The organism is Streptomyces sp. NPDC003038, assembly GCF_040611115.1.
Lineage (GTDB): Bacteria > Actinomycetota > Actinomycetes > Streptomycetales > Streptomycetaceae > Streptomyces.
Genome location: NZ_JBEXNN010000004.1, coordinates 157,158 through 181,168, shown reverse-complemented (window position 1 = coordinate 181,168; position 24,011 = coordinate 157,158). Strand labels below are relative to the sequence as shown.

The 24,011-nt window shown below is 69.5% G+C and carries 24 protein-coding genes and 1 riboswitch; of the genes, 12 read left to right on the top strand and 12 right to left on the bottom strand.

Going from position 1 to position 24,011, the window contains the following annotated elements; genetic code table 11:
- The first annotated feature begins 89 nt into the window (after nt 1-89).
- From ABZX75_RS07405 to ABZX75_RS07395, 3 genes are all read left to right on the top strand, one after another.
- Complete coding sequence (locus ABZX75_RS07405) at nt 90-1,205, top strand: LacI family DNA-binding transcriptional regulator (protein ID WP_355408815.1); 1,116 nt, start codon at nt 90-92, stop codon at nt 1,203-1,205.
- A 231-nt stretch (nt 1,206-1,436) separates the two neighbouring features.
- A complete protein-coding gene (locus ABZX75_RS07400; RefSeq protein ID WP_355408813.1) occupies nt 1,437-2,696 on the top strand; it encodes a metallophosphoesterase in 1,260 nt (419 codons plus the stop codon).
- A 148-nt stretch (nt 2,697-2,844) separates the two neighbouring features.
- The gene (locus ABZX75_RS07395) at nt 2,845-3,660 is read left to right on the top strand and encodes a hypothetical protein (protein ID WP_355408811.1); all 816 of its coding nucleotides are present in this window, start codon (nt 2,845-2,847) and stop codon (nt 3,658-3,660) included.
- 41 nt (nt 3,661-3,701) lie between these two features.
- Here ABZX75_RS07395 and ABZX75_RS07390 read toward each other — a convergent pair whose 3' ends face one another.
- Entirely contained in the window at nt 3,702-4,376 is a 675-nt protein-coding gene (locus ABZX75_RS07390) for a hypothetical protein (RefSeq protein ID WP_355408809.1), read from the bottom strand.
- A 563-nt stretch (nt 4,377-4,939) separates the two neighbouring features.
- The gene (gene thiC / locus ABZX75_RS07385; RefSeq protein WP_355408807.1) at nt 4,940-6,727 is read right to left on the bottom strand and encodes a phosphomethylpyrimidine synthase ThiC; all 1,788 of its coding nucleotides are present in this window, start codon (nt 6,725-6,727) and stop codon (nt 4,940-4,942) included.
- A riboswitch (TPP riboswitch) is annotated at nt 6,722-6,867 on the bottom strand. Its footprint overlaps the gene before it by 6 nt.
- A 39-nt stretch (nt 6,868-6,906) precedes the next feature.
- Between thiC and ABZX75_RS07380 the strand changes: the two genes are divergently transcribed.
- Complete coding sequence (locus ABZX75_RS07380; RefSeq protein ID WP_355408805.1) at nt 6,907-8,319, top strand: YibE/F family protein; 1,413 nt, start codon at nt 6,907-6,909, stop codon at nt 8,317-8,319.
- 152 nt (nt 8,320-8,471) lie between these two features.
- On the opposite strand, the gene ABZX75_RS07375 is transcribed toward ABZX75_RS07380, so the two are convergent.
- The 4 genes from ABZX75_RS07375 to ABZX75_RS07360 form a co-directional block, all read right to left on the bottom strand.
- The gene (locus ABZX75_RS07375) at nt 8,472-8,921 is read right to left on the bottom strand and encodes an SsgA family sporulation/cell division regulator (RefSeq protein WP_355408803.1); all 450 of its coding nucleotides are present in this window, start codon (nt 8,919-8,921) and stop codon (nt 8,472-8,474) included.
- A gap of 97 nt (nt 8,922-9,018) precedes the next feature.
- Nucleotides 9,019-9,765, bottom strand: a complete 747-nt coding sequence (locus ABZX75_RS07370) for a helix-turn-helix domain-containing protein (RefSeq protein WP_355408801.1) — start codon at nt 9,763-9,765, stop codon at nt 9,019-9,021.
- 299 nt (nt 9,766-10,064) lie between these two features.
- The gene (locus ABZX75_RS07365) at nt 10,065-10,289 is read right to left on the bottom strand and encodes a DUF5326 family protein (protein ID WP_355408799.1); all 225 of its coding nucleotides are present in this window, start codon (nt 10,287-10,289) and stop codon (nt 10,065-10,067) included.
- 120 nt (nt 10,290-10,409) lie between these two features.
- On the bottom strand, nt 10,410-10,727 hold the full coding sequence (locus ABZX75_RS07360) for a cupin domain-containing protein (protein WP_355408797.1): 318 nt from the start codon (nt 10,725-10,727) through the stop codon (nt 10,410-10,412).
- Between the two features lie 90 nt (nt 10,728-10,817).
- On the opposite strand from ABZX75_RS07360, the gene ABZX75_RS07355 reads away from it, so the two are divergent.
- The 4 genes from ABZX75_RS07355 (at nt 10,818) to ABZX75_RS07340 (ending at nt 13,264) form a co-directional block, all read left to right on the top strand.
- A complete protein-coding gene (locus ABZX75_RS07355) occupies nt 10,818-11,198 on the top strand; it encodes a phage holin family protein (RefSeq protein WP_355408795.1) in 381 nt (126 codons plus the stop codon).
- An 11-nt stretch (nt 11,199-11,209) separates the two neighbouring features.
- Nucleotides 11,210-11,377, top strand: a complete 168-nt coding sequence (locus tag ABZX75_RS07350) for a hypothetical protein (protein WP_355408793.1) — start codon at nt 11,210-11,212, stop codon at nt 11,375-11,377.
- Nucleotides 11,374-12,579 (top strand): cystathionine gamma-lyase, encoded by a 1,206-nt coding sequence (locus ABZX75_RS07345; protein ID WP_355408791.1) that lies wholly within the window; start codon nt 11,374-11,376, stop codon nt 12,577-12,579. The genes ABZX75_RS07350 and ABZX75_RS07345 overlap by 4 nt, the downstream gene beginning before the upstream one ends.
- Before the next feature lie 205 nt (nt 12,580-12,784).
- Nucleotides 12,785-13,264 carry an NUDIX hydrolase gene (locus ABZX75_RS07340; RefSeq protein WP_355408789.1) on the top strand — a complete coding sequence of 160 codons (480 nt, stop codon included), beginning with the start codon at nt 12,785-12,787 and terminating at the stop codon, nt 13,262-13,264.
- Between the two features lie 76 nt (nt 13,265-13,340).
- Here the strand turns inward: ABZX75_RS07340 and ABZX75_RS07335 are convergent, their stop codons facing one another.
- Entirely contained in the window at nt 13,341-14,534 is a 1,194-nt protein-coding gene (locus tag ABZX75_RS07335) for a globin domain-containing protein (protein WP_355408787.1), read from the bottom strand.
- Between the two features lie 121 nt (nt 14,535-14,655).
- Nucleotides 14,656-15,303, bottom strand: a complete 648-nt coding sequence (locus ABZX75_RS07330; RefSeq protein WP_355408785.1) for an HAD-IB family phosphatase — start codon at nt 15,301-15,303, stop codon at nt 14,656-14,658.
- Nucleotides 15,304-15,541: 238 nt separating this feature from the next.
- Here ABZX75_RS07330 and ABZX75_RS07325 point away from each other — a divergent pair, with 238 nt between their 5' ends.
- The 3 genes from ABZX75_RS07325 to ABZX75_RS07315 are packed head-to-tail and all read left to right on the top strand — an operon-like array spanning nt 15,542 to nt 18,106.
- Nucleotides 15,542-16,387 (top strand): GNAT family N-acetyltransferase, encoded by an 846-nt coding sequence (locus ABZX75_RS07325; RefSeq protein WP_355409090.1) that lies wholly within the window; start codon nt 15,542-15,544, stop codon nt 16,385-16,387.
- Nucleotides 16,388-16,404: 17 nt separating this feature from the next.
- Nucleotides 16,405-16,866, top strand: a complete 462-nt coding sequence (locus ABZX75_RS07320) for a GNAT family N-acetyltransferase (RefSeq protein WP_355408783.1) — start codon at nt 16,405-16,407, stop codon at nt 16,864-16,866.
- Between the two features lie 52 nt (nt 16,867-16,918).
- Nucleotides 16,919-18,106 (top strand): winged helix DNA-binding domain-containing protein, encoded by a 1,188-nt coding sequence (locus ABZX75_RS07315; protein WP_355408781.1) that lies wholly within the window; start codon nt 16,919-16,921, stop codon nt 18,104-18,106.
- Between the two features lie 9 nt (nt 18,107-18,115).
- Here ABZX75_RS07315 and ABZX75_RS07310 read toward each other — a convergent pair whose 3' ends face one another.
- The 4 genes from ABZX75_RS07310 to dnaB all read right to left on the bottom strand — a co-directional run bounded on the left by ABZX75_RS07310 (nt 18,116) and on the right by dnaB (nt 22,144).
- The gene (locus ABZX75_RS07310; protein ID WP_355408779.1) at nt 18,116-19,501 is read right to left on the bottom strand and encodes a serine hydrolase domain-containing protein; all 1,386 of its coding nucleotides are present in this window, start codon (nt 19,499-19,501) and stop codon (nt 18,116-18,118) included.
- 148 nt (nt 19,502-19,649) lie between these two features.
- The gene (locus ABZX75_RS07305) at nt 19,650-20,045 is read right to left on the bottom strand and encodes a hypothetical protein (RefSeq protein WP_355408777.1); all 396 of its coding nucleotides are present in this window, start codon (nt 20,043-20,045) and stop codon (nt 19,650-19,652) included.
- 39 nt (nt 20,046-20,084) lie between these two features.
- Entirely contained in the window at nt 20,085-20,399 is a 315-nt protein-coding gene (locus tag ABZX75_RS07300; RefSeq protein ID WP_355408775.1) for a hypothetical protein, read from the bottom strand.
- A 281-nt stretch (nt 20,400-20,680) separates the two neighbouring features.
- The gene (gene dnaB / locus ABZX75_RS07295) at nt 20,681-22,144 is read right to left on the bottom strand and encodes a replicative DNA helicase (protein WP_355409088.1); all 1,464 of its coding nucleotides are present in this window, start codon (nt 22,142-22,144) and stop codon (nt 20,681-20,683) included.
- Nucleotides 22,145-22,595: 451 nt separating this feature from the next.
- Here dnaB and ABZX75_RS07290 point away from each other — a divergent pair, with 451 nt between their 5' ends.
- A complete protein-coding gene (locus ABZX75_RS07290; protein ID WP_355408773.1) occupies nt 22,596-23,933 on the top strand; it encodes an MATE family efflux transporter in 1,338 nt (445 codons plus the stop codon).
- Nucleotides 23,934-24,011: the final 78 nt, after the last annotated feature.

Below are 24,011 nucleotides of genomic sequence, written 5' to 3'. Positions count from 1 at the left end.
GGGGTGGCGAACCGTGCAGAATCGTGCCTGTCAACGCGTGCATATGCACCCGGACCACCCACCCCCCCGAGCCCTACTATCGGCTCGCCATGACAGCAGCAGGGAAGCATCAGGTGAGCCGGACCGAGACCACCCGGCGGGCCACCGGCCGACAGAGCCGGGCCGGCATCAGGGACGTCGCCGCCGCGGCGGGCGTCTCCATCACAACCGTCTCCGACGCGCTCAATGGCAAGGGACGGCTGCCGGACGCCACCCGCCGCCACGTTCGCGAAGTCGCCGATCGGCTGGGATACCGCCCGTCCGCCGCCGCCCGCACCCTCCGTACCGGCAAGTCGGGCCTCATCGGCCTGACCGTGACGACGTACGGGGATGAACCTTTCACCTTCACCGAATTCGCCTACTTCGCCGAGATGGCCAGGGCCGCCACCTCCGCCGCGCTAGCCCGCGGCTATGCCCTGGTCATCCTCCCCGCCACTTCCCGACACGACGTGTGGTCCAACGTGGCCCTCGACGGCACGGTCGTCATCGACCCTTCCGACCACGACCCCGTGGTCACCGAACTGGTCCGCCAGGGCCTGCCCGTGGTCTCCGACGGCCGCCCGGCCGGCTCCCTCCCCGTCACCGCCTGGGTCGACAACGACCACGAGGCGGCCGTACTCAACCTGCTCGACCACCTCGCCGCCGCCGGGGCCCGCCGGATCGGGCTGCTGACCGGCACCACCACCGACACCTACACCCGGCTCTCCACCACCGCCTACCTCAGCTGGTGCGAGCGCGTCGGCCAGGACCCGGTCTACGAGTCCTACCCCGCCCACGACCCGTGCGCCGGCGCCGTCGCCGCCGACCGGCTCCTCGCCCGCCCCGACCGGCCCGACGCCGTCTACGGACTCTTCGACCCCAACGGCACCGACCTGCTCGCCGCCGCCCGGCGCTACGGTCTGCGTGTCCCCGAAGACCTGCTGCTCGTGTGCTGCAGCGAGTCCACCGTGTACGCCACCACGGAACCGCCCATCACCACCCTCTCCCTCAAACCGCGCCGTATCGGCACCGCCGTCGTGCAGTTGCTCATCGACGCCATCGAAGGAGTGGACACCGGGCGCCCCGTCGAACAGGTCGTCCCGACCGAACTCATCATCCGCACCTCCTCGCAGCGCAGGCAGCCGCGTACGACCGTCAGCCCACCCCGCTCGCCGGCACAAGACTGACCGCCTCAGCACCCCAACGGACGGGCCGACGGCCCCTCCGAAGATTTCAGCAGCACCGATATCGGGAGAAAGCGGCAGGAAGGAACGGCTCCGGTCAGGATTCACCACCCCTGGTGCGTCACAGAGCGCGAGCCGCATTCCTATGATGGGCGCACGACATCACGGACCCTCCGCCCAGGAGGTCAGGAGGGTCCGCAGGTGTACGGCAGCGCGACGGTGGTGGAGGGGTCGATGACTCAGGGGGCAGGTCAGGGACCCGCGATGCGGACGGAGACACTGCGGGACTTCCGGGTTCCGGTCACCGAACCGGCCCCGCACGCCGTATCCACCGGACATCCCGGCGAGACTCCCGTCTACGGCGAGTACCCGGCGTACTACGACGACGGGGGACAGTCAGCGCCCCCGCGGCCCGGATACGCGCCGGCGACCGCCGCGGAGCCGAGCCCGGAGACCCTCGCGCAGCCGGACCCGCGGCCGGACCCGCGGCCGACGGCGCACCCTCTCACCGAGCCGGTGCGCGCCACGGGCCAGGAGCCCGAGCCGGACGTACCCGAGGGCTACACCCCGACCTACCGCGACCTGCCCGTCATCGGCCGCGGCGCACTCGGCGGCCCCGGCGACACCGTTCAGGTCCAGTACGTCCCTCAGGAGACCACGCCTGCCGGTCCCGGCCCGCTCTACGTCGTCGGTGACGTCCACGGCTACCTCGATGAACTCGTCACCGAACTCCACGCCCAAGGTCTGATCGACACCGATCGCCGCTGGTCCGCCGGAAACGCCCGGCTCTGGTTCCTCGGCGACTTCACCGACCGCGGCCCCGACGGCATCGGCGTCATCGACCTCGTCATGCGGCTGTCCGCCGAGGCCGCCGCCGCCGGCGGTTACTGCAAGGCCCTCATGGGCAACCACGAGCTGCTGCTCATCGGTGCCAAGCGATTCGGCGACACGCCCGTCGTCTCGGGCGCCGGCACGGCCACCTTCCAGGCCGCCTGGCTGCTCAACGGCGGCCAGCGCACCGACATGGACCGCTTGCAGGACGTACACCTGCAGTGGATGTCGCGTCTGGACGCGGCCGTCCTGGAGGAAGACCATCTGCTGCTGCACTCCGACACCACGGCCTACCTCGACTACGGCGACTCCATCGAGGACGTCAACGACACCATCCACGAGCTGCTCAACCGCAACGATGCCGACATCACCTGGGACCTCTTCCGCAAGTTCACCAAGCGGTTCGCCTTCCGTGACGAGGACACCGGACCGCAGGCCGTACGCGAACTGCTCGGCACCTACGGCGGCAGCCGCGTCGTACACGGGCACAGCCCGATCCCGTACCTGCTCGGCGAAGTGGGCACCGAGGACGGTGACGAGGCCCGCGGCCCGGAGGCCGTCGACGGCCCGCACGTGTACGCGGAAGGGCTCGCCATCGCGATGGACGGCGGAGTGACGATGGCCGGCAAGCTGCTCGTCGTACAACTTCCGCTGGCGGACTGAGGGTTCTCGCACCGGGGTATTTCCTGAAAGCCCCTGTCACCTTGTGGTGTGGGCGCTCTACCATCGCTCTATCCGTAGCAGGCTCTCCTCCGTTTGTGTCGGCGCCCGGGTCTACGCGGGCATACCGGCCTCTACGGAGCATCGGGGGATGCACATGACCAGCGCTCCGCACCTGCTGACCGAAGACCGGCCGGAGTTCGACCGGCTTCTCGACGAGGCGTTGCGCACCGCGCATGAACGGCCGGAGCTCGCCGCCCTCGGCGAACGGCTGAATGCCGAACAGTTGCGCACCATGGCCATGGGGGCCAGCGCGCTGCTCACGGCCGCCGCCGCCGCCGAGTACGGCCACTACGTGAAAGTCCGTGAGGAACGACGCGACGAGATCTTGTCGATGCCCGGGACGGCCGGGCGGGACGACGGCGGGCAGGGCGGCGAGGACGGCGCGGGCGTCAGCGCCGTGGTCGCGGTCCTCGCACCGGTGCTGGCGGGCACCGCCATGCTGATCTTCCTGCTCGTGGGCTACATGCTGAAGATGGTGGAGCCCGAACCCGCCTTCGCCGACACCATGCTGACGGCGGGTTGGCTCTTCGGGGCGCTCACGGTGGCCGCCCTGCTCTTCGCGGTGATCGGGCTGCTGGTCACGGCCGTCCGCAACAGCGCGACCGAGGTGGTGGCCGACGAGACCGAGGCGATACCCGACGAGGTCGCGCGGGCCAGGGAGGCGTGGCGCCATGCGCTCCTGGAGCGCGGCATCATGCCGTTCCTCCGGGACGCGCTGGCCGATCCGAGCGCGGGTCCCGGGCGCCACGTGCCCCACCGGAGCGGCGGCCGGATGCCCACCCTCGGCTACACCGCACCCGACTTCACCAGCCCGGGCACCCCGTCCCAAGGTCCCCGGTCCGGGTACACACCTCCGGACTTCACGAGCCCGGACTTCGGCGGCCCGGAACACCGGCCGGACTGAGGTCCGACCGGCGGCCCGGGCCGCAGTGAGCTACCTCGTGACTACTTCATGTCCTTGGCACTCTGGTTGGACCCGTTCGGTCCCGGGTCGACCAGGGTCCAGATCTCGGTGCAGACGAGGGTGTCGGTGCCCATGACGTTCTGCGGGTCGCAGGTGGTCTCGTAGAGGGCGCCCCCGGTCGTCAGGACCTCGATCGAGACGTTGTTCGCCTGGGCTGCGATGGAGATGGCGCAGGCACCGGCGGGGTACGTCGGGTCCTCGCTCGGGTTGGGCCCGTTGTTGTCCGTCAGGTCGTACCAGATGTAGTCGGACGGGCTGGGCGTGAGACTCCGGATGCCCGCGAACGCGGTGCCCCGGTCGAGTACCGCCTTGACTTCCTGGGAGGCGCTGGGGTTGTAGGCGTCGACGTCACTGCACGGACCGGCCGGGCCCTGGGGACCACGCGGCCCCCGCGGACCGCGCGGGCCGGTCTTGCACTTGTCGCCGCCGCCCTTCTTCGCTGCCTGGCCCTTCCCCTTGTTCGGCTGCTGCCCACGGCAGTCGTCCCCGGCGCTCGGCCCGGCCACCGCACCCGCGGCCGACGGAGCGGCGACCGCCGCAGGGGTCGCGATACCCGCCAGCACCAGCGCCATCGAGGCAAGGGCGCCTCCGGCCAGCGAGACTGCCCGTCGGGGCTGCGGCCCCACGATCGATCGGGCCCTGTTCTTAGAACTCATGTACTACTCCTTGCACACGCCGGGATCGAATGGTTCTCCGGAGCTCGGACATGGGGCCGGGCTCCGGGGGTCATCCTCAAGAGCCCGGACTCGCAGACGGCTCCGGCGCGCCCGTCTGTCAGCAGAACGGCGCAGCGTCAGGCCGCCACATGGCTCCCTGCATGAGGACCACTCGGGTCGGGGCGGCGCGGTACCGCATCAAGCGCCGGGCCCGACCTGCGTCTAGATGGGGCCTCTCACCGGCCGCACACCGGTCGGGAGCACTCGGGCTCGGCGACCATGTTTCACGTGAAACATCCGGCCCTCTTCCACGTGAGACATCCGCCCCTGTCTCGCATGAGAGGTCCGAGCCCGCCCCCGGCCGCTGACAGCCCCTTAGCCGGCAGACCGCTCCCCCAGCGGCCGCCGCCGTTTGCGCGGCATCGGCCAGGGCCACACTCGAGCGCAAGCATGAAAACGGTCGCCGCTCTCCGGCCCGTCGGGCCGGAGAGCGGCGACCTCGGTCAGCGCGATCGATGCGTCGCCGCGGTCCCGCGCGGTCGAGGCGTCGAGCGGTCGACGCGTCAGTCGGCCAGCGGGAGGTACACGCGGTTGCCCGAAGCCGCGAACTCCGCGGACTTCTCCGCCATGCCCGCCTGGATCTCGTCGGCCTTCAGATCCCCGCCGTGCTGACGGCGGATGTCCTGCGAGATCTTCATCGAGCAGAACTTCGGACCGCACATGGAGCAGAAGTGCGCCGTCTTGGCCGGCTCGGCCGGGAGGGTCTCGTCGTGGAACTCACGGGCCGTGACCGGGTCGAGAGCCAGGTTGAACTGGTCCTCCCAACGGAACTCGAACCGCGCGTCCGACAGCGCGTCGTCCCACTCCTGGGCACCGGGGTGCCCCTTGGCCAGGTCTGCGGCGTGCGCGGCGATCTTGTACGTGATGACACCGGTCTTCACGTCGTCACGGTTGGGCAGGCCCAGGTGCTCCTTGGGCGTGACGTAGCAGAGCATCGCGGTGCCCCACCAGGCGATCATCGCGGCGCCGATGCCCGACGTGATGTGGTCGTAGGCGGGCGCGACGTCCGTGGTCAGCGGGCCGAGCGTGTAGAACGGCGCCTCTTCGCAGATCTCCTGCTGAAGGTCGATGTTCTCCTTGATCTTGTGCATCGGGACGTGGCCCGGGCCCTCGATCATCGTCTGGACGTTGTGCCGCTTGGCGATCGTGTTCAGCTCGCCCAGCGTCTTCAGCTCCGCGAACTGCGCCGCGTCGTTGGCGTCCGCGATGGAACCGGGACGCAGGCCGTCACCCAGCGAGTACGTCACGTCGTACGTCGCGAGGATGTCGCAGAGCTCCTCGAAGTTCGTGTAGAGGAAGTTCTCCTTGTGGTGCGCCAGGCACCACGCGGCCATGATCGAGCCGCCACGCGAAACGATGCCGGTCTTGCGGCGGGCGGTCAGCGGCACGTACGGCAGCAGCACGCCGGCGTGGACCGTCATGTAGTCGACGCCCTGCTCCGCCTGCTCGATGACCGTGTCCTTGTAGATCTCCCAGGTCAGGTCCTCGGCACGGCCGTCGACCTTCTCCAATGCCTGGTAGAGCGGCACGGTGCCGATCGGGACGGGGGAGTTGCGCAGCACCCACTCGCGCGTGGTGTGGATGTTGCGACCCGTCGAGAGGTCCATGACCGTGTCGGCGCCCCACTTGGTCGCCCAGGTCATCTTGTCGACTTCCTCCTCGATGGAGGAGGTGACCGCGGAGTTGCCGATATTGGCGTTGACCTTCACCAGGAACCGCTTGCCGATGATCATCGGCTCGATCTCCGGGTGGTTCACGTTCGCCGGCAGCACCGCGCGACCGGCCGCGATCTCTTCGCGGACGACCTCGGGGGAGACGTTCTCGCGGATCGCGACGTACTCCATTTCCGGGGTGATCTCGCCCCGTCGGGCGTACGCGAGCTGCGTGACGGCGACGCCGCCACGGCCCCGGCGGGGCTGCCGCGGGCGGCCCGGGAACACGGCGTCGAGGTTCTTCAGGCCACCCCGAGGCGAGGTGTGCTTGATGCCGTCGTCCTCGGGGCGCACGGGACGGCCCGCGTACTCCTCGGTGTCACCGCGGCCGATGATCCAGTTCTCACGCAGCGGCTGCAGGCCGCGGCGCACGTCGGTCTCGATCTGCGGGTCGGTGTACGGCCCGGACGTGTCGTACAGCGTCACGTCCTTGCCATTGGTGAGGTGGACCTGGCGGACCGGCACCCGGATGTCGGGGCGGGAGCCCGCCACGTACCCCTTGTGCCAGCCCGGCTGGCGCTCGGTCTGGCCGTCGGCGTCCTGGCTGACGGCAGGCGTGCGTGCGTCCTGAATGGTCATGAGACCTGATCTCCCTACGCCGGCATTACCCGGTAACAGGTTCGGCGGTCGACGCAGCCTCTTCCCGTACGCATTTCTGTCGTGCGTACGGTGATCAGCGCCCTCTCAGCCCGGTGCTCCGAGCTCCCGCGTTGTGCAAAGGTGCCCCCACGCTAGCGTCATCTGTGGCGTGCTGAACAGTGGGCCCCCTCATCTCTTGCGATGATCGGCCGGTGACGTCCTCGCCGCAGCCCCCCAACGAGCCCACTGAGCCCACTGGCCACACCGGCCACGAACACTCAGGCCCCGGGCATGCCCCAGGCCATTCCCACAGCCACAGCCACGGCCCGGCGGCCCCCGTCTCCAAGCACCTGCGCAAGGTCATCGCGGCCGTACTGATCCCCTTCGCCACCGCCGTCGTCATCGGCATGGCGGTGCTCTGGCCGGGCGGTACCCCCGACCACGACCGCACGGGCGTGGGCTTCGACCGACAGACCCAGCAGGGCAAGGTCGTCTCGCTCGTGCAGGTCGACTGCAAATCCGTGAACGCCTCGCAGGTACCGCCCACCGGGGACACCACCACCCCCGAGGGCCGCGAGGCCCAGGCCGCGCAGACCGGCGAGTGCAAGAAGGCCACCGTCGCGGTCGGCACCGGACCGGACAAGGGCCGCACCTTCGTCGAGATCGTCCAGCCGGGCGCGCCACGGCAATTGGAGAACGGCCAGGAGGTGGTGGTCGCGTACGCGCCGGACGCGCCCCGTGATCTCCAGTACTCCGTGATCGACGTGAACCGCAAGTTCCCGATGGCCCTGCTGGCCGGCATCTTCGCCGTGGCGGTCGTCCTCGTCGGCCGCATGCGCGGACTGTTCGCACTGATCGCGCTCGTCGTCAGTTTCGGCGTGCTGACGCTCTTCATCCTCCCGGCCATCCTGCAGGGTTCCAACCCGCTGGTCGTCGCGGTCGTCGGGGCCAGCGCCATCATGCTCATCGCGCTGTACATGTGCCACGGCCTGACCGCCCGTACCTCGGTGGCCGTACTCGGCACACTCATCTCACTGCTGCTGATCGGGCTGCTGGGTTCGCTGTTCATCGACTGGGCCTTCCTCAGCGGCAACACCGACGACAACACCGGGCTGATCCACGGGCTCTACCCGGACATCGACATGAGCGGTTTGCTGCTCGCGGGCGTGATCATCGGATCGCTGGGCGTCCTCGACGATGTGACGGTCACCCAGACCTCGGCGGTGTGGGAACTCCACCAGGCGGACCCGTCGATGGGACCTCGGGCCCTGTACCGGGCGGCGATCCGGATCGGCCGGGACCACATCGCGTCAGTGGTCAACACCCTGGTGCTCGCCTACGCGGGCGCCGCGCTGCCCCTGCTGCTGCTGTTCTCGATCGCGAACAGCAGCATGGGTTCGGTGGCCAACAGCGAGCTGGTCGCCGAGGAGATCGTACGGACCCTCGTGGGCTCCATCGGGCTCGTGGCCTCGGTCCCGGTGACGACGGCGCTGGCGGCTCTGGTGGTTTCCGCCGATCGGCCGGGATCCCCGGTCGGCGCACCGGCCTCGGGGCCGGTCCGCGGCGGCCGGGGCCGGCGGCGCAAGCGCTGAAGGGCGTGCTTCAAGGGAGCGGGAGGCAGGCGCCGGTGGCCGGTTCGGGCGCGGTGCCGGTCTGAGGGGGTGCCGAACGCGGCGCTCAGCGTATCGGCGCGCTCCGTCGGGTCTGCCGATCGTCAGAGGCCATCGTCCGGTCGATGGCGGTACTAGCCGGCGTTCTGCTCGTTCTGCCGCGATTCGGCCAGGATCTTGCCGAGTGCCTCGTCGAGGTTCTCCTCGAAGTCGCCCAGGTTCCGCTCCTGACCGAGCGGAACCAGGCGGTCGGTGCGGTCGAGGAACGCCACGAGCGGCGCCGCGCCGGCACGGAACAGGGCCCGGTCGCCGCCGACCTGTAGCCGGATGTGGACATCCGACAGTTCCTCGGGATGGGTGGGGGCGATGTGCACGTCGCCGTCACCGCACGGCTTGTTGATGCCGTCCAGGAGGAGCTCCCGGCCGAACGTCCAGGTGACGGGCGCGTCTCCCGGAAGGTGGAAGGTCAGGCGGACTGCGTAGGGATCCGGAGCGTCGTAACGGAGTTCCACCGGGATCCGGAACGAGAGCTCCTCGGAAACGAGGAAGCTCATCATGACCTCTGCCTGTACCGACTCGCGCATTGACTACCCCGCTGTAGTGGAAGTGGCCAGGAATGATCCCCCAGGGCCCTCTTGACAAGAGTGGTGGAAGCGCTAGCAGATCACAAGGAGTGAGTTTTCAGATACTGATAGAGAACGAGAGGGTGCCCAACAGCGCGCCTACTTCACTCCGCAGCCGACCAACCACATGGGGCAATCGGTTTTCCTGGTGCAGAGGGAGAGAAAGCGCCATGGTCGCGGCGACGTCACCCAGTGTGATCGGGATCGCCGCGCACACCGTTCCCAGGGCATACTCCTGCCGCTCGATAACAGGCTGCATCCGGCCGAGTGAGCCGATCCGCTGCTCCAGGGAGCGCAGATCCGGCACGGTGTAAGGAGTGATCGCCACGACCGGATGCCGGTCGTAGTAGTCCTTGCGCGTCTTCTCGTCGAGCTGGCCGAGCAGGCACTGGCCGATGGCGTGTGCATGGCCGGTCTCACGGAAGTCGGCCCACTCCTGGCAGGCCGGGCTGGCCGTGGTGTCCGAGACACCGACTACCGCGATTTCACCCTCGCGGTAGACCGCGAAGTAGACGGGGGCCTCGACCGCGTCGCGGACGTGCGAGAGCGAGTCGAGGATCATGCTGCGACGTTTCTGCTGGAGTCCGCCGCCGACGAGCCGTCCAGCGGCCTCGCCCAGTACGAAGACTCCCCTCTCCCGGCGCAGGTAGCCCTCATGTGCCAGGGTGCGCAGCAGGTGGTACGCGGTGGGAAGCGGGACCCCTGCCTCACGCGCCAGTTGTTTCGCCGGGGCTCCCTCGCTATGGGAGCCCACCGCTTCGAGGAGCCTCAACGCCCTCTGTACCGAACCGATCAGAGTCGGCACACCGGCATTGTGAACCGAAGACAAAGCTCACCCCCAGGCGTGGCGGCGAGCCCGTGGGGAGGCCCGCCCTGCGGGGGCCGCCCCCGCGCATGCCGTGGCTCCTGGGGGTCGTACTCTGCGACTGCTCGATGTAACCGCAGGTCAGAGCGGTAGTACCAGCTTACGGTGCCCAGGGAACGGCGCAGATTGCCACTCTATCCACCGGTTCCCGTGGTGTGGGCGGTTTCGTACGTCATGTTCCCTCGCCTGGGCCAACGCGGAGCCTGTGGCCCCATGCGGGGGCCTCCTCCGAGGGCTGCCTACCACCCCTCGGAGGAGGACTTCGAACCGCCGCTGACCTTCTTCACGAGGAAGATCAGGCCGCCGACCAGGGCGACGAAGAGGAGCAGCTTGAAGACGAACCCGATGAGCGCGCCCAGGATGCTGGTGATCACCCCGCCGAAGACGAACAGCGCGAGCAGCGGAACGGCGACCCACTTGACCCACCAGGGCATGCCAGCGAATATCTGTCGGATCCCGTCCATGTCCTCAACCTCTTCCTCGTCCGTGACTTCCTGCTCTCGATGCTAGGAGGCCACGGCCCCGGGCGGGGACCCGCGAGCCCCCGGAGTCCCCTGATCCACCCCCTAGGGGGCAGACCCCGCTCAGCCCTCCGGCGGGGAGAACACCACCATCACCCTCAGGTCCTCCGCGATGTGGTGGAACTTGTGCGGCACGCCCGCCGGGACGTAGACCACGCTGCCGCGCGCCACCGTCGTCGTCTCCTCCCCGACCGTGATCGAGGCCCGGCCGCTCACGACGAAGTACACCTCGTCCTGGCCGTGCGGCTGTTGCGGGTCGCTCTGCCCGGCGTCGAGCGCGTACAGCCCGACCGACATGTTCCGTTCGCGCAGGAACTGCAGATAGGCGCCGTCATTGGCGACGCGCTCCGCTTCGAGCTCGTCCAGCCGGAAGGCCTTCATCGTCGTTGTGCCCCTCGTACTCGGTCTTCGTCGTGGCATCCGCGGATCTGCCGATGTCCCACGGGGATCTTCTCTGCCACGATCAGACACATGACGAATTTCGTAGTCAAGACGCTCGCCAACGCCGCAGCCCTGGCCGTCGCCATCTGGCTGCTCGCCGGCATCACCCTCGACGACGGCAGCAGCATGGGCCGCCGGACCCTCACCCTGGTCCTGGTCGCGCTGGTCTTCGGGCTGGTCAACTTCATCGTCAAGCCCGTGGTGAAGCTGTTCTCGCTGCCGCTGTTCATCGTCACACTCGGCCTGTTCACCCTCGTCGTGAACGCCCTGATGCTGCTCCTGACCTCCTGGCTGGCCAAGCAGCTCGACCTCAGCTTCCACGTCGACGGATTCTGGACCGCGGTCGTCGGCGGCCTGATCATCTCCATCGTCTCCTGGGCCGTGAACATGGTCCTGCCCGACAAGAACTGAACGGCCCGCCCATGTACCGCGTGTGCTTCGTCCGCACGGGCAACATCTGCCGCTCTCCCATGGCCGAGTCCGTCTTCCGCGCCCGGGTGGCCGAGGCCGGTCTCGCCGGCCTGATCGCCGTGGACAGCGCCGGCCCGCCCGACGCCGTACGCGAGGCTGTGAAGGAGCACACCGCGTGAACGACCACGACCACGAACGCCATCACGACGGCCCGGGCCACGGAGCAGCGGGAGCGGCCGGCCCGGGCGGGCTTGGCCGGCTCGGAGACGGAACCCTGGCCGTCCGCGCCGGGCTGCCCGAGCCCGTCAAGAACGAACCGCCCCTGCCCGGACCCGTCTTCGCAGCCCACTTCCACCTCCCCGGTGACGTCGAAGGCCCGTACACCTACGGGCGCGACACCAACCCCACCTGGACCCTGCTCGAAAAGGCCATCGGGGAACTGGAAGCCCCCGGCCAGGACGTACATACGATCGTCTTCGCCTCCGGCATGGCCGCGATCTCCGCCGTCCTCCTCTCCCACGCGCGCACCGGTGACACCGTCGCCCTGCCCGACGACGGCTACCAGGCACTGCCTCTGCTGCGGGAGCAGCTGGGGGCGTACGGAATCCGTGTACCCACCGCTCCGACACGCGACGACGCCCAGCTCGCGGTGGTTGAAGGGGCCCGGATCCTGTGGATCGAGACCCCCTCGAACCCGGGGCTCGACGTGTGCGACATACGACGCCTCGTGGACGCCGCGCACGCCGGCGGCACGCTGGTCGCCGTCGACAACACCCTGGCCACACCGCTCGGCCAGCGGCCCCTGGAACTCGGCGCTGACTTCTCCGTCGCCAGCGGCACCAAGGGCCTGACCGGCCACGGCGACCTGCTGCTCGGCTACGTCGTCTGCCGCGACCCGGAGCTCGCCGCCCGCGTCCGCCGGTGGCGCAAGATCGTCGGCGCGATCCCGGGGCCGATGGAAGCCTGGCTCGCCCACCGCTCCCTGGCCACCATCCAGCTGCGCGCCCAGCGCCAGTGGGCCAACGCGCTGGCCGTCGCCGAGACGCTGGCCGACCGCGCCGACGTCAGCGGGGTGCGCTATCCGGGCCTGCCCGCGGACCCGTCCCACGAGACGGCCCGCCGCCAGATGCGGGGCTTCGGGTCGGTGGTCTCCTTCACCCTGCCCGACCGCGCGCATGCGGAACGCTTCATGACCGCCCTGCGCCTGGTCGAGGACGCCACCAGCTTCGGCGGAGTACGGTCCACCGCCGAGCGGCGGGGACGGTGGGGCGGCGACGCCGTGCCGGAGGGATTCATCCGCTTCTCGGCCGGGGCCGAGGACACCGAAGACCTGGTCGCGGACGTCCTGCGGGCCCTTGAATCCGCAGCCGGCGCCAGCTGAACAGACCGGGCAAAGGCGGTCCGAGCCTCCCCCCTGGTGGCTGGGACCGCCGCTCCCGGCCGTCGGCCGCGACAGCCGGCCCATGCGGGCCGCGTCGCGCCCGCCGTGGTCACTTCCGACCTGCGGGCCGCTGCGCACTGGTGAGCCCACCCATTCGCGGGCCGCGGAGCGTTTCAGAAGCGGAGTCGTGGGCCACTCTTCCCCCATGACCGAACGTCCAGTGGTCAAACGCACCGCCCGCGCGATCCTGCTCGACGGTGACGACCTGATCCTCATCAAGCGCACCAAGCCCGGCGTGGATCCCTACTGGCTGACGCCCGGAGGGGGTGTGGAACCCACGGACGCCACCGTGGTCGACGCCCTCCACCGAGAAGTCCACGAAGAACTCGGCGCGAAGATCACCGATGTGGTGCCCTGCTTCGTCGACACCGTCGAGCACATCGCCGACGGAGGCGTGACCGGCGTGAAGGTGCAGCACTTCTTCGTCTGCCACCTCGAATCGATGGACCCCAGCCAGCGGCACGGCCCGGAGATCGATGAGCCCCAGGGGGAGTACGAGATCGTCCGCGTGCCCTTCAGCCGGGTCGGCATCGCCGCCGTCCACCTCGTTCCGCTGTCCCTGCGGCACTACCTCGACGGCAACATCGAGGGCGTCCGTGCCATGCACGCTCCCGACCTGGGGTGACGGCCCTGGGCCCAGCCGCCGCACACCTGGGCCGGCCATGCCCTCACGCCGGAGACGGGTGGTCGCCCCGCCGGTCTCAGACGGCGATGCCCGCCAGCTCCTCCACGGCGTCGTAGCGGATCCTGTCGCCGGGAATGCCGATCCGTTTGAGCTCGTCCACACCGCTGCGGATCATGGCGGCCGGACCCGATACGAACGCGTCGTACGAACTCCACGGCCCGTGTTCACCGACCGCTTGCGGCAGTTGACCGGCCAGTCCGTCGCCGACCACCGGGCGCACCGACAGCCACGGATACGAGCGCTGCAACCCCAGCAGCGTGTCCTTGTCGTACAGGTCGTTGTCACTGCGCGCCCCGAAGAAGACCTCCATGGGGCGCCGTTCACCATGACCGGCCACATCCTCGATCAGGGCCTTGATCGGGGCGATCCCGGTGCCGCCGCCCAGGCAGAGCATCCCGTTGTCCGTGGTGTGGTCCACCACCATCGACCCCGCGGGCGGGCCGAGGCGCAGCACGTCCCCCGGCCGGGCGTGGCGTACCAGTGCGTTGGAGACCCAGCCGGCCGGGACGGCCTTGACGTGGAAGGACAGCAGTCCGTCGGCGCGCGGCGCCGAGGCGAAGGAGTAGTGCCGCCACACCCGAGGCCACCAGGGGGTCTCCAGGCTCGTGTACTGGCCCGCGAGGAAGGCATAGGGCTGGTCGGGGCGGACCGTCAGTACCGCGATGTCAGGGGTGCGCAGGTCGTGGGAGACCACTTCCGCGTGCCACCAGGCCGGGGCCTTCACCTCGTCCTCGGCAGCCGCATCGATCATGATCTGGGAAATCGCGGTGTACGCCCGTACCCAAGCGGCCTCCGTCTCCGTGCCCCAAGTGCCGTGCGCGTACCGGGCCAGCGCTCCGAGCAGGGCCTCACCCACCACCGGGTAGTGCCCCGCCATGGTCCCGTACTTGCGGTGCCCGGTGCCCAGCCGACGCAGGTAGGGGGTGAGTACTTCCGGATCGTCGATGTGCTCGGCGGCAGTCAGCAGCGCCTTGAGCAGCCGGTCGCGCTGTGCGTCCATGGCGGCGGGGAACATGCCCCGCAGATCCGGGTGCCTGGTGAACACCAGCGCGTAGAAGTACGAGGTCACCTTGTCGGCGACGGGTGCGATCTCCGCAAGGGTCCGGCGGATGAGCACGGCATCCGGGGAGGGCTCGGTCGCACCGCCCCCGGAGGGTATCCGGGCCGGTCTGGTGGGCGGAGCGTCCATGTGGTGCCTCGCTTCGAACATCTGGGTCGGTCTGCACACGCCACGGTCTTCGAATCCGTGGTTCCGGGCTACACAGCGTGCCAGCCTGCCCAGAGAGCTGTGGGGAAAACCGGGAAGCCCGCGTTTGGGACCCGGTTTCCTCTTAAGATGCCTGAACTCCCCCTGCCGGGCCTACGAGCTGGTATGCCTCCCGCAGGTCCCGGCCCTCGTAGACATGTGTCGCCCGCTTCGCGAGATACGGCCGGGCGTTGACCGCCACCGACACGGGCACGGCCTCGAAGAGTACCGAGTCGGTCATCGAGTCCCCGTACGCGACGCAGTCGCCCCGGGCCACCCCGAACTCCGCGCACAGCCGGTCGGCCACCGTCACCTTGGCCTCGGGCGTCAGGATCCCGCCCACCTCCACGGCCCGTGTGAACGGCACCTCCGGAAAGACCGACCCGTGGGCGGCATGCGCCCCCCACTCCAGGAGCAGCTCCACGAAGAACGACGGCGACAACGAGATCACCGCACAGTAGTCCCCGCGCTCGCGGATCTCCTGCCACACCTCACGAATACCCGTCAGCCACGGGGACCCGTCGAACGCCGCCCGGACGTGCGCGGGCGTCAGCTCCGCCCATAGCGCGTGCGCGGCCACCGAAAACTGCTGCGGCCCGATTTCCCTCGCGCCGAAGGCCCGCTCCAGCTCGGCGATCTCCGCGCTGAGCCCGAGCTGGCGCGAGATCTCGACCGGCGCGGCCGAGCCGTACATGAGCGTTCCGTCCAGGTCGAAGAGGTGCAGGAGGGTCATAACCGTCGAGGCTAGCCCGCCCGCTTCGCCCCAAGCGGCTTGTTTCACGTGAAACATCGGCCCGGTTCCACGGATCACTTCAGATGTTTCACGTGAAACAGGGAGGCTCCAGAGGAGCTGCGCGATGTTTCACGTGAAACATCGGCCGCCAAATCCTCTGGACGGCCCCCGGCCAGTGATCCAGTCTGATCCGGTGACACCACCACACTTCACCGAACTTCCGGTCCGCGCACTGACCATGGACGACCTCCACCGCTGCGCCGATCTGTCCGAAGACCGCGGCTGGCCTCGCGAGAACCACAAATGGGGACTGCTCCTCGCAGCCGGAAACGGCTACGGCATCGACGCCCCCGACGGACAGGGCCTCGCCGCGGTCTGCGTGGTGACCCGCTACGGCCACACCCACACCGAACCGGAGCTCGCCGCCATCGGGATGGTCCTCGTCGCCGACCGCTATGCCCGCCAGGGCCTGGGCCGCCGCCTGATGACCCACATCTGTGACGACGTCCTCAAGGGCATCTCCCTCACCCTGCACGCCACCCCCTACGGCCGCCCCCTCTACGAGTCACTGGGCTTCGAGACCACAGGCCGCGCCGAAATGCTCAAGGGCGCCTTCTTCCCCGACCCCAGCGCCACTGCCGTCAGCGAGTCCGTGCGCGTTCGGCCGGCCATCGCCGCGGACCTCCCGCGGATCCTCAGCCTGGACACCGAGGTCTTCGGCGCCGATCGAACCCACATGATCACGCGGCTTCCCGCTTTCGCGGACCGGCTGATCGTCGCCGAGGACGGTGACGGCGACATCGTCGGCTACGCCGCCCTCTGGCCCAACATGGAGACCCACGTCATCGGCCCGCTGATCGCCCGCGACACCGTCGGCGCCCAGACGCTCGTCACCGCCCTCGCCGCCACCACCGAGCGCCCGCTGCGCACCGATGTCGACGTACGCCACGAGGAACTCATCGCCTGGCTCAAGGACCGCGGCCTGGCCTCCGTGGCGTTCAACGCCGTCATGACCCGCGACATCCCCGGTCTGCCCGGTGACTGGACCCGGCGCTGGGCACCACTGACCGTGGCAGCGGGCTGAGAAAGAGATCACCCACCATGACCGATACCGCCCAGCCCGCCATCCGCCCTGCCACCGAGGCCGACCTCCCCGCGATCGTCGCCATGCTCGCCGACGACCCCCTCGGCGCGACCCGCGAATCCCCGGATGACCTCACCCCGTACCTCGCGGCCCTTCAGCGCCTGACCGACGATCCGAATCAGCACCTGGTCGTCGCGGTCCGCGCGGACCGGGTCGTGGGCACCCTCCAGCTCACGATCATCCCCGGACTCTCCCGCATGGGGGCCACCCGCTCCCTCATCGAAGGCGTCCGGGTCCACGCCGACGAACGCGGAAGCGGTCTGGGCACCCGGTTCATCGAATGGGCGATCGAGCAGTCCCGTCTCCAGGACTGCCGGCTCGTCCAGCTCACGTCCGACGTGACCCGGACCGACGCGCACCGCTTCTACGAGCGGCTCGGCTTCACCGCCTCCCACGTCGGGTTCAAGCTGCAGCTCTGACCGGCCCCCGCGGCCGGGCCGCTGTGTCAGCGGTCCGGCCTACGATCGGGAGATGAGATCCAGCCTCAGCACCCGCCTGCCTCTCATCACCGCCGTGGAACGCCGGCACCGGCTCGGGCGGCGACACCGCCTGGCCCCCTCGGCCCACGCCGCCACCGTGCCGGAGGCGGCGGACTCCGTCGTCGCCCTGCACGCCACCGACGCCGCGACGATCTTCCTCTCCGTCCGCGCCCGGCTCGCCGAAGGCGGCCCCGACGTCATCGAGCGGTCCCTCTACGAGGACGTCAGCCTCGTGCGGCTGCTCAGCATGCGCAACACGCTCTTCGCCGTCTCCACCGAACTCGCCCCCCATGTCGACGCCTCCACCGCCCGGGGCATCGCCGTCAAGGAGCGCCGCAGCCTCCTCAAGCACCTGGAGGAAGACGGCCAGGGCCTCGATGCCGCCTGGCTGGCTGAGGCCGAGACCGCCACGCTGCATGCCCTCGACACCCTCGGCCCCTGCACCGGCAGCCAGCTGTCCGCCGCCGTACCGGCCCTGCGCCAGAAGATCACCGTCGGCCGGGGCAAGAAGTACGAGACACAGACCGGCGTCGCCACACGGGTCATCCGCCTCCTGGCCGCCGACGGCCGGATCCGCCGCGACCGCCCGCGCGGCTCATGGATCTCCAGCCAGTACCGCTGGGTCCACACCGAACCCTGGCCCGCCGTACCCGCCGCCGAGGCCCGCGCCGAGATCGCCCGCCGCTGGCTCCACGCCTACGGACCGGCCACCGAGGCCGACCTCAAGTGGTGGACCGGCTGGACCCTCACCGACGTACGCAAGGCCCTCGCCGCCGCGGGTCCCGACCAAGTCCGCCTCGAGGACGACACCACCGCCCTCGTCAGCCCCGGCGACACCGCGCCCGAACCGGCCCCGGAGCCCTGGGCCGCCCTACTGCCCGGCCTCGACCCCAGCGGCATGGGCTGGGCGGACCGCGGCTTCCACCTCGACCCGGCCCACCGGCCCGCGCTCTTCGACTACGCCGGCAACATCGGCCCCACCGTGTGGTGGAACGGTGAGATCGTCGGCGGCTGGGCCCAGCGCGCCGACGGCGAGATCGTCTGGCGGCTGCTGGGCAGCCCCGGCCGCGACGCCGAGAAGGCGATCACCGCCGAGGCCGCCCGCCTCGCCGACTGGGTGTGCGACGCCCGCATCACCCCGCGCTTCCGCACCCCCCTGGAGCGCGAACTCGTCGCCTGAGCGCAGCAGCTACCCGACGCCCCGCCAGCCCTGCGGGTCCACCCCGCCGGGCACCGGGGCCCCGGCCTCGTACGGCTCGCGTGTGAACACGAAGGAGCCCAGGTCGAGGTGGCTCACCGAGCCGTCCGCACGGCGCACGGCCCGCAGCGTCTCACCGGCGTAGTAGCCGGACAGGCCCGTCCAGTTGCCCTCGCCGTCCGCCGCGAATGCGGCACCGCGCCCCGTCACGCCGAGCGGCCCCAGCTCCAGCAGCCCGTCCGCCGTCAGCCGCACCGCATACGGCCCCGTGCCCCAGTACCAGGGACCGCACAGCTCCAGCGCCACCGGATCGGCCTCCTGGAACGGCCGCCACGGCTCCGGGAACTTCGGCTCGGCCTCCGCCACGATCGCCACCAGATCCGCCGCGACCGCCGCGGAGGGCAGTCCGGACGTGCAGTTCGCCAGAACCACCGCCGTCAGGTCGTCCGCCTCGCTCAGCCACAGCCCCGCGAGGAAACCCGGCAACGAGCCGCTGTGCCCCACCAGTCGGCGCCCGTCATGGGCCATCAGCTGCATCCCGAGTCCGTACCCGAACTCGGCGAAGCCCGGCTCCGGGGGCGCGGCCGACGTACGCATCTCCCTCACCGTCCGCGCGCTCAGCACCCGCTCGTCGCCGCGCAGCAGGAACTCCCCGAACCGCGCCAAGTCCCTGGTGGTGGACCACAGCTGACCGGCCGGAGCCATAAGCCCCAGATCCTCCAGCGGCTCCGGCATCATGACGTCCGCCCAGGGATGCACCGCCCAGCCGCCCGCATGCGGGGCCTGCGGCAGCCCGCTCGTACGGTCCAGCCCGAGCGGTACCAGTACCTCGCCGCGCAGCACCGCCTCCCACGGCCTCCCCCGCAGCGCCTCGACGAGCGAACCCAGCAGGGTGTAACCCGGGTTGGAGTAATGGTGCCTGCTGCCCGGCGGGTGCCGGAACGGCTCCTCGCCCAGCACGTCGGCGAGCTTCGGCCGCAGGGAGGCGGGGGTGCGTTCCCACCACTCGCCGGGGGTCTCCGCGGCCAGCCCGCCTGTGTGAGCCAGCAGCTGTCCGATGGTCACCTCACCGGCGCCAGACCCCGGCAGATGCTTGTCCAGCGGATCCGCCAGGTCCAACAGCCCTTCGTCCCGCAGCCGCATGACGAGAACGGCGGTGAAGGTCTTGGTGATCGAGCCGATCCGGTACTGCACGTTCCCGTCGCGCCCATGGCCCGCGACCGAGGTACGAGAGCCTTCCCACACGATCGATCCGCCCCGCGCGACGGCCGCCACCACCGAAGGCGCCCTGCCTTCGCTCTGCGCGACGGCCAGCCGGTGCCTCAAAGCCCTGCGGGTCGCAGGGAGAAGTTCCAGGTCCTCAGAGAGCTCGTCCATGGCCTGTAGGTTCTCACTTTCGGTGTCATGCGCCGACGCTGTGACTTGGACGTTCCCCTTCAGTCTCACGACGTGTCGGCCGGCGGCTGTCTCAGATCGGTGTCATTTCCTCAGACTGTCCAGCAGGCTGCACCGCTGCCCAGGGGCCTCACGAACATGCATCAGCAGCCATCCGTTCCACCCATTCACGCTGGGTCACTGCTCGCTCGATGCGGCTGACGATGTCCTTCTTGGACGCCGTGTCCAAGGTCTCCGGAAGTTTGTCGAAGGTGTCGGGAAGGACATCGAGCAGACCCCAGATCTGTTCGCCGGTCCTGACTGCCAGCAGCTGCTGGCACCTCCATTGCAGCGGCACCTCGGGACGGTGCGTAAGCCGCTGCACGAGCGTAGGGAACAGGTAGTGCGTCGCCTCTGCGGCAAGGTGTTCTTGGAGCCAGTCGACCGGGAGGCGCTGGCTGAAGCCGTGCATGGCGGCCTCTTGGGCCAGGTCCAGGAGCTGAGCGGTGTCGACGGCTCGGACAGTGTGAGGAAGGGTCGGAGTCATGTCGAGATGATGCCAAGAAGCCTCCGCGGGGCCGAGAGGTCAGCTGGGCCGGGATGCGATCTGCCGACGGGCAAGGCCCCAGACTTCCTCGAACTCGTCAGAGGTCAGATGCTCCGGATCGTGGCCTTCCCACTCGGAGACGGGCAGTTCTGCTGTGATCCCGAACCTGTTGTCGTACTCGTCGAGCCGGCCTGTGTCGTGGGCCTGCTGCCATTCGGCGAGGGAGGCGGCTGCGATCGGCGTCAGCTCAGGCCCTTCGAGCTCGATCTGCCGGGTCACCCAACTTTCGGCGTCGACCTCGAAGTAGAACCAGACGTCTTCCTCGTCCCAATAGCAACGTATCCATGTCGTCACCAGCCCATGATGACAACATGCTCTGTCTCCTCGCCGGGGCAATGTCAGAGCCGTGTCGGAGGATCACGCCAGGCTGATTGCGACTGATGAGGCGGGCCGCGTAGTGAAGAAGCCCTCGAAGCCAGCGATAGGCAGGATGCTGGCCAACCTCCAGCGCGGTAACGCGCACTGATCCTGGAGCGCGTGGAGGAGGGCAGCTGGTATGTCCAGGTGTTGCTGCGCGACGACAACACGTACCAACTCGAATTCCGGGACGGCGCTCAGACCTACATGGCCGGATGCTACGTGTTGGCCATGTCCACGAACCTCGAATAGTGGCCCTGGAAGGCCACCGTGATCGTGGCCGTCGGACCGTTACGGTGCTTCGCCACGATCAGGTCCGCCTCACCCGCTCGGGGCGACTCCTTCTCGTAGGCGTCCTCACGGTGCAGCAGGATCACCATGTCCGCGTCCTGCTCGATCGAACCTGACTCACGGAGGTCCGAGACCATCGGCTTCTTGTCGGTGCGCTGCTCGGGACCACGGTTCAGCTGGGAGAGCGCGATCACGGGGACCTCCAGCTCCTTCGCCAGCAGCTTCAGGTTTCGCGACATGTCCGAGACCTCCTGCTGGCGGCTCTCGGGACGGCGCGAGCCGCCCGACTGCATCAGCTGGAGGTAGTCGATGACGACGAGCGAGAGGTCGTTGCGCTGCTTGAGCCGACGGCACTTGGCCCGGATCTCCATCATCGACAGGTTGGGGGAGTCGTCGATGTACAGCGGGGCGGCGGAGACGTCCGGCATCCGGCGGGCCAGCCGGGTCCAGTCGTCGTCGGTCATCGTGCCCGAGCGCATGTGGTGCAGGGCGACCCGGGCCTCCGCCGAGAGCAGACGCATCGCGATCTCGTTGCGCCCCATTTCGAGGGAGAAGATCACGCTCGGCAGGTTGCTCTTGATGGAACAGGCCCGGGCGAAGTCCAGCGCGAGCGTGGACTTGCCCATCGCGGGGCGGGCGGCGATGACGATCATCTGGCCCGGGTGCAGGCCGTTGGTCAGCGAGTCGAGGTCCGTGAAACCGGTCGGCACGCCCGACATCTGGCCGCTGCGGGAACCGATCGCCTCGATCTCGTCGAGGGCGCCCTCCATGATGTCGCCCAGCGGCAGATAGTCCTCCGACGTCCGCTGCTCGGTGACGGCGTAGATCTCGGCCTGGGCGCTGTTGACGATCTCGTCGACGTCTCCGTCGGCCGCATAACCCATCTGCGTGATCTTCGTACCGGCGGCGACCAGGCGCCGCAGGACGGCTCTCTCGTGGACGATCTCCGCGTAGTACTCGGCATTCGCCGCCGTCGGCACGGACTGCACCAGCGTGTGCAGGTACGAGGCCCCGCCGACCTTGCTGATCTCGCCGCGCCGGGTCAGCTCCGCGCCGACGGTGATCGGGTCGGCCGGCTCGCCCTTGGCATACAGGTCGAGGATGGCCTGGTAGATCGTCTCGTGCGAAGGACGGTAGAAGTCGTGGCCCTTGAGAACCTCGACCACGTCGGCGATGGCGTCCTTGGACAGCAGCATGCCGCCGAGCACGGACTGCTCGGCGTCGAGGTCCTGCGGGGGGACGCGCTCGAAGCCACCACCACCGCCGTCCCAGGAGCCGTCCTCGCGGCCCCGGCCGTGCTGTTCGTCCCCGCGGCCCCGGCCTTCACCGTTCCGGCGCGAACGGGCGGGCAGACGGTCACCTGGACCGCTGTCGGCCCAGGGGTCGTCCATGGGCTCGGGCATGCTCACCGGGCCGCCTCCTCCCGTCCGCAACGCGGACCTCGCCGTGTCACTCTTCCTACGACACGGCTCTGACATTTGGGGCACCCGAGTCGGCTGTGGCCGAGTCGGGCAACGCACCACGGTAGAGCCGGGAGCGGCGTCAGCCAATCTTGTTATCCACAGGCTGTGTGGATGAGATGTGGACGACGGCGCCAATGCTGTGGGTAACTCACCCGAAGCTGTGCACGGACCGGGGGACGACGCTGTGGACAAAATCACCCGCCCCGCCCTTACACCCATCTGACCTGCGGTTTCTTATCCCTGAGACGGCGGGGCAGAAAAATATTGGCCACTGTCTCAAGATCACCTCCAATGGGGTGCGGAGAACGCGCAAGTCAGCGCCCCAGTAAGGACCTCTGGGGAGTTGTGTCCATTACCTGTGGAAGATTAGATTGAGCACATGACTCAGGCCCCCACCGCACCGAAGGCTGCCCCGAGACGGCACGACCGGGAGATCTTCGCACTCGCCGTCCCCGCCTTCGGGGCCCTCGTCGCCGAACCCCTCTTCCTAATGGCCGACAGTGCCATCGTGGGGCACCTCGGGACCCCCCAGCTGGCCGGCCTGGGCATCGCCGCGGCTCTGCTCACCACCGCCGTGAGCGTCTTCGTCTTCCTCGCCTACGCCACCACCGCCGCCGTTTCCCGACGGGTCGGCGCCGGAGACCTGCAGGCGGCGATCCGGCAGGGCATGGACGGCATCTGGCTCGCCCTCCTGCTCGGCGCGGCCGTCGTCGCCGTGGTGCTGCCCGCGGCGCCCTGGCTGATCTCGCTCTTCGGCGCCTCCGACACCGTCGCTCCCTACGCGATCACCTACCTGCGGATCTCCGCCCTCGGCATCCCGGCCATGCTCATGGTGCTGGCCGCCACTGGTGTGATCCGCGGCCTCCAGGACACCCGCACCCCGCTCTACGTGGCCGTCGGAGGCTTCACCCTCAACGCGGCCCTGAACGTGGTCCTCGTCTACGGCGCGGGCCTCGGCATCGCCGGGTCCGCCTGGGGCACGGTCATCGCCCAGTGCGCCATGGCGGCCGCCTACCTCGTGGTGGTCGTACGCGGCGCCCGTCGGCACGGCGCCTCACTGCGGCCGGACGCCGCGGGTATCCGGGCTTGCGCCCAGGCCGGCGCGCCCCTGCTGGTCCGGACCCTGTCCCTGCGCGCCGTCCTGATGATCGCCACCGCCGTGGCTGCGCGGCTCGGCGACGCCGACATCGCCGCCCACCAGATCCTGCTGTCCCTCTGGAGTCTGCTCGCCTTCGCCCTGGACGCCATCGCGATCGCCGGCCAGGCGATCATCGGCCGCTACCTGGGCGCCGGCGACACCGACGGCGCCAAGGCCGTCTGCCGCCGCATGGTGCAGTGGGGCATCGCCGCGGGGGCCGTGCTCGGCTTGCTGGTCGTCCTGGCCAGACCGGTGTTCATCCCGCTGTTCACGAGCGATCCTGCGGTCGAAGCCGCCCTGCTGCCCGCTCTGCTGGTCGTGGCGGTCTCCCAGCCCGTCTCCGGAATCGTCTTCGTCCTCGACGGGGTCCTGATGGGTGCGGGCGACGGCCGCTATCTGGCCTGGGCGATGCTGCTGACGCTCGCCGTGTTCGCCCCGGCCGCGCTGCTCGTCCCGACCGTGGGCGGCGGCCTGACGACGCTCTGGTGGGCCATGACGCTGATGATGCTGGTCCGCATGGTCACCCTCCAGCTGCGCGCCCGCTCGGGCCGGTGGCTGATCGCCGGAGCCACGCGCTGAGAAGGACGTCTCCCCTGGGCGGCCGGGGAGTGTTTCACGTGAAACATCACACGGGGAAGCGGATGTTTCACGTGAAAC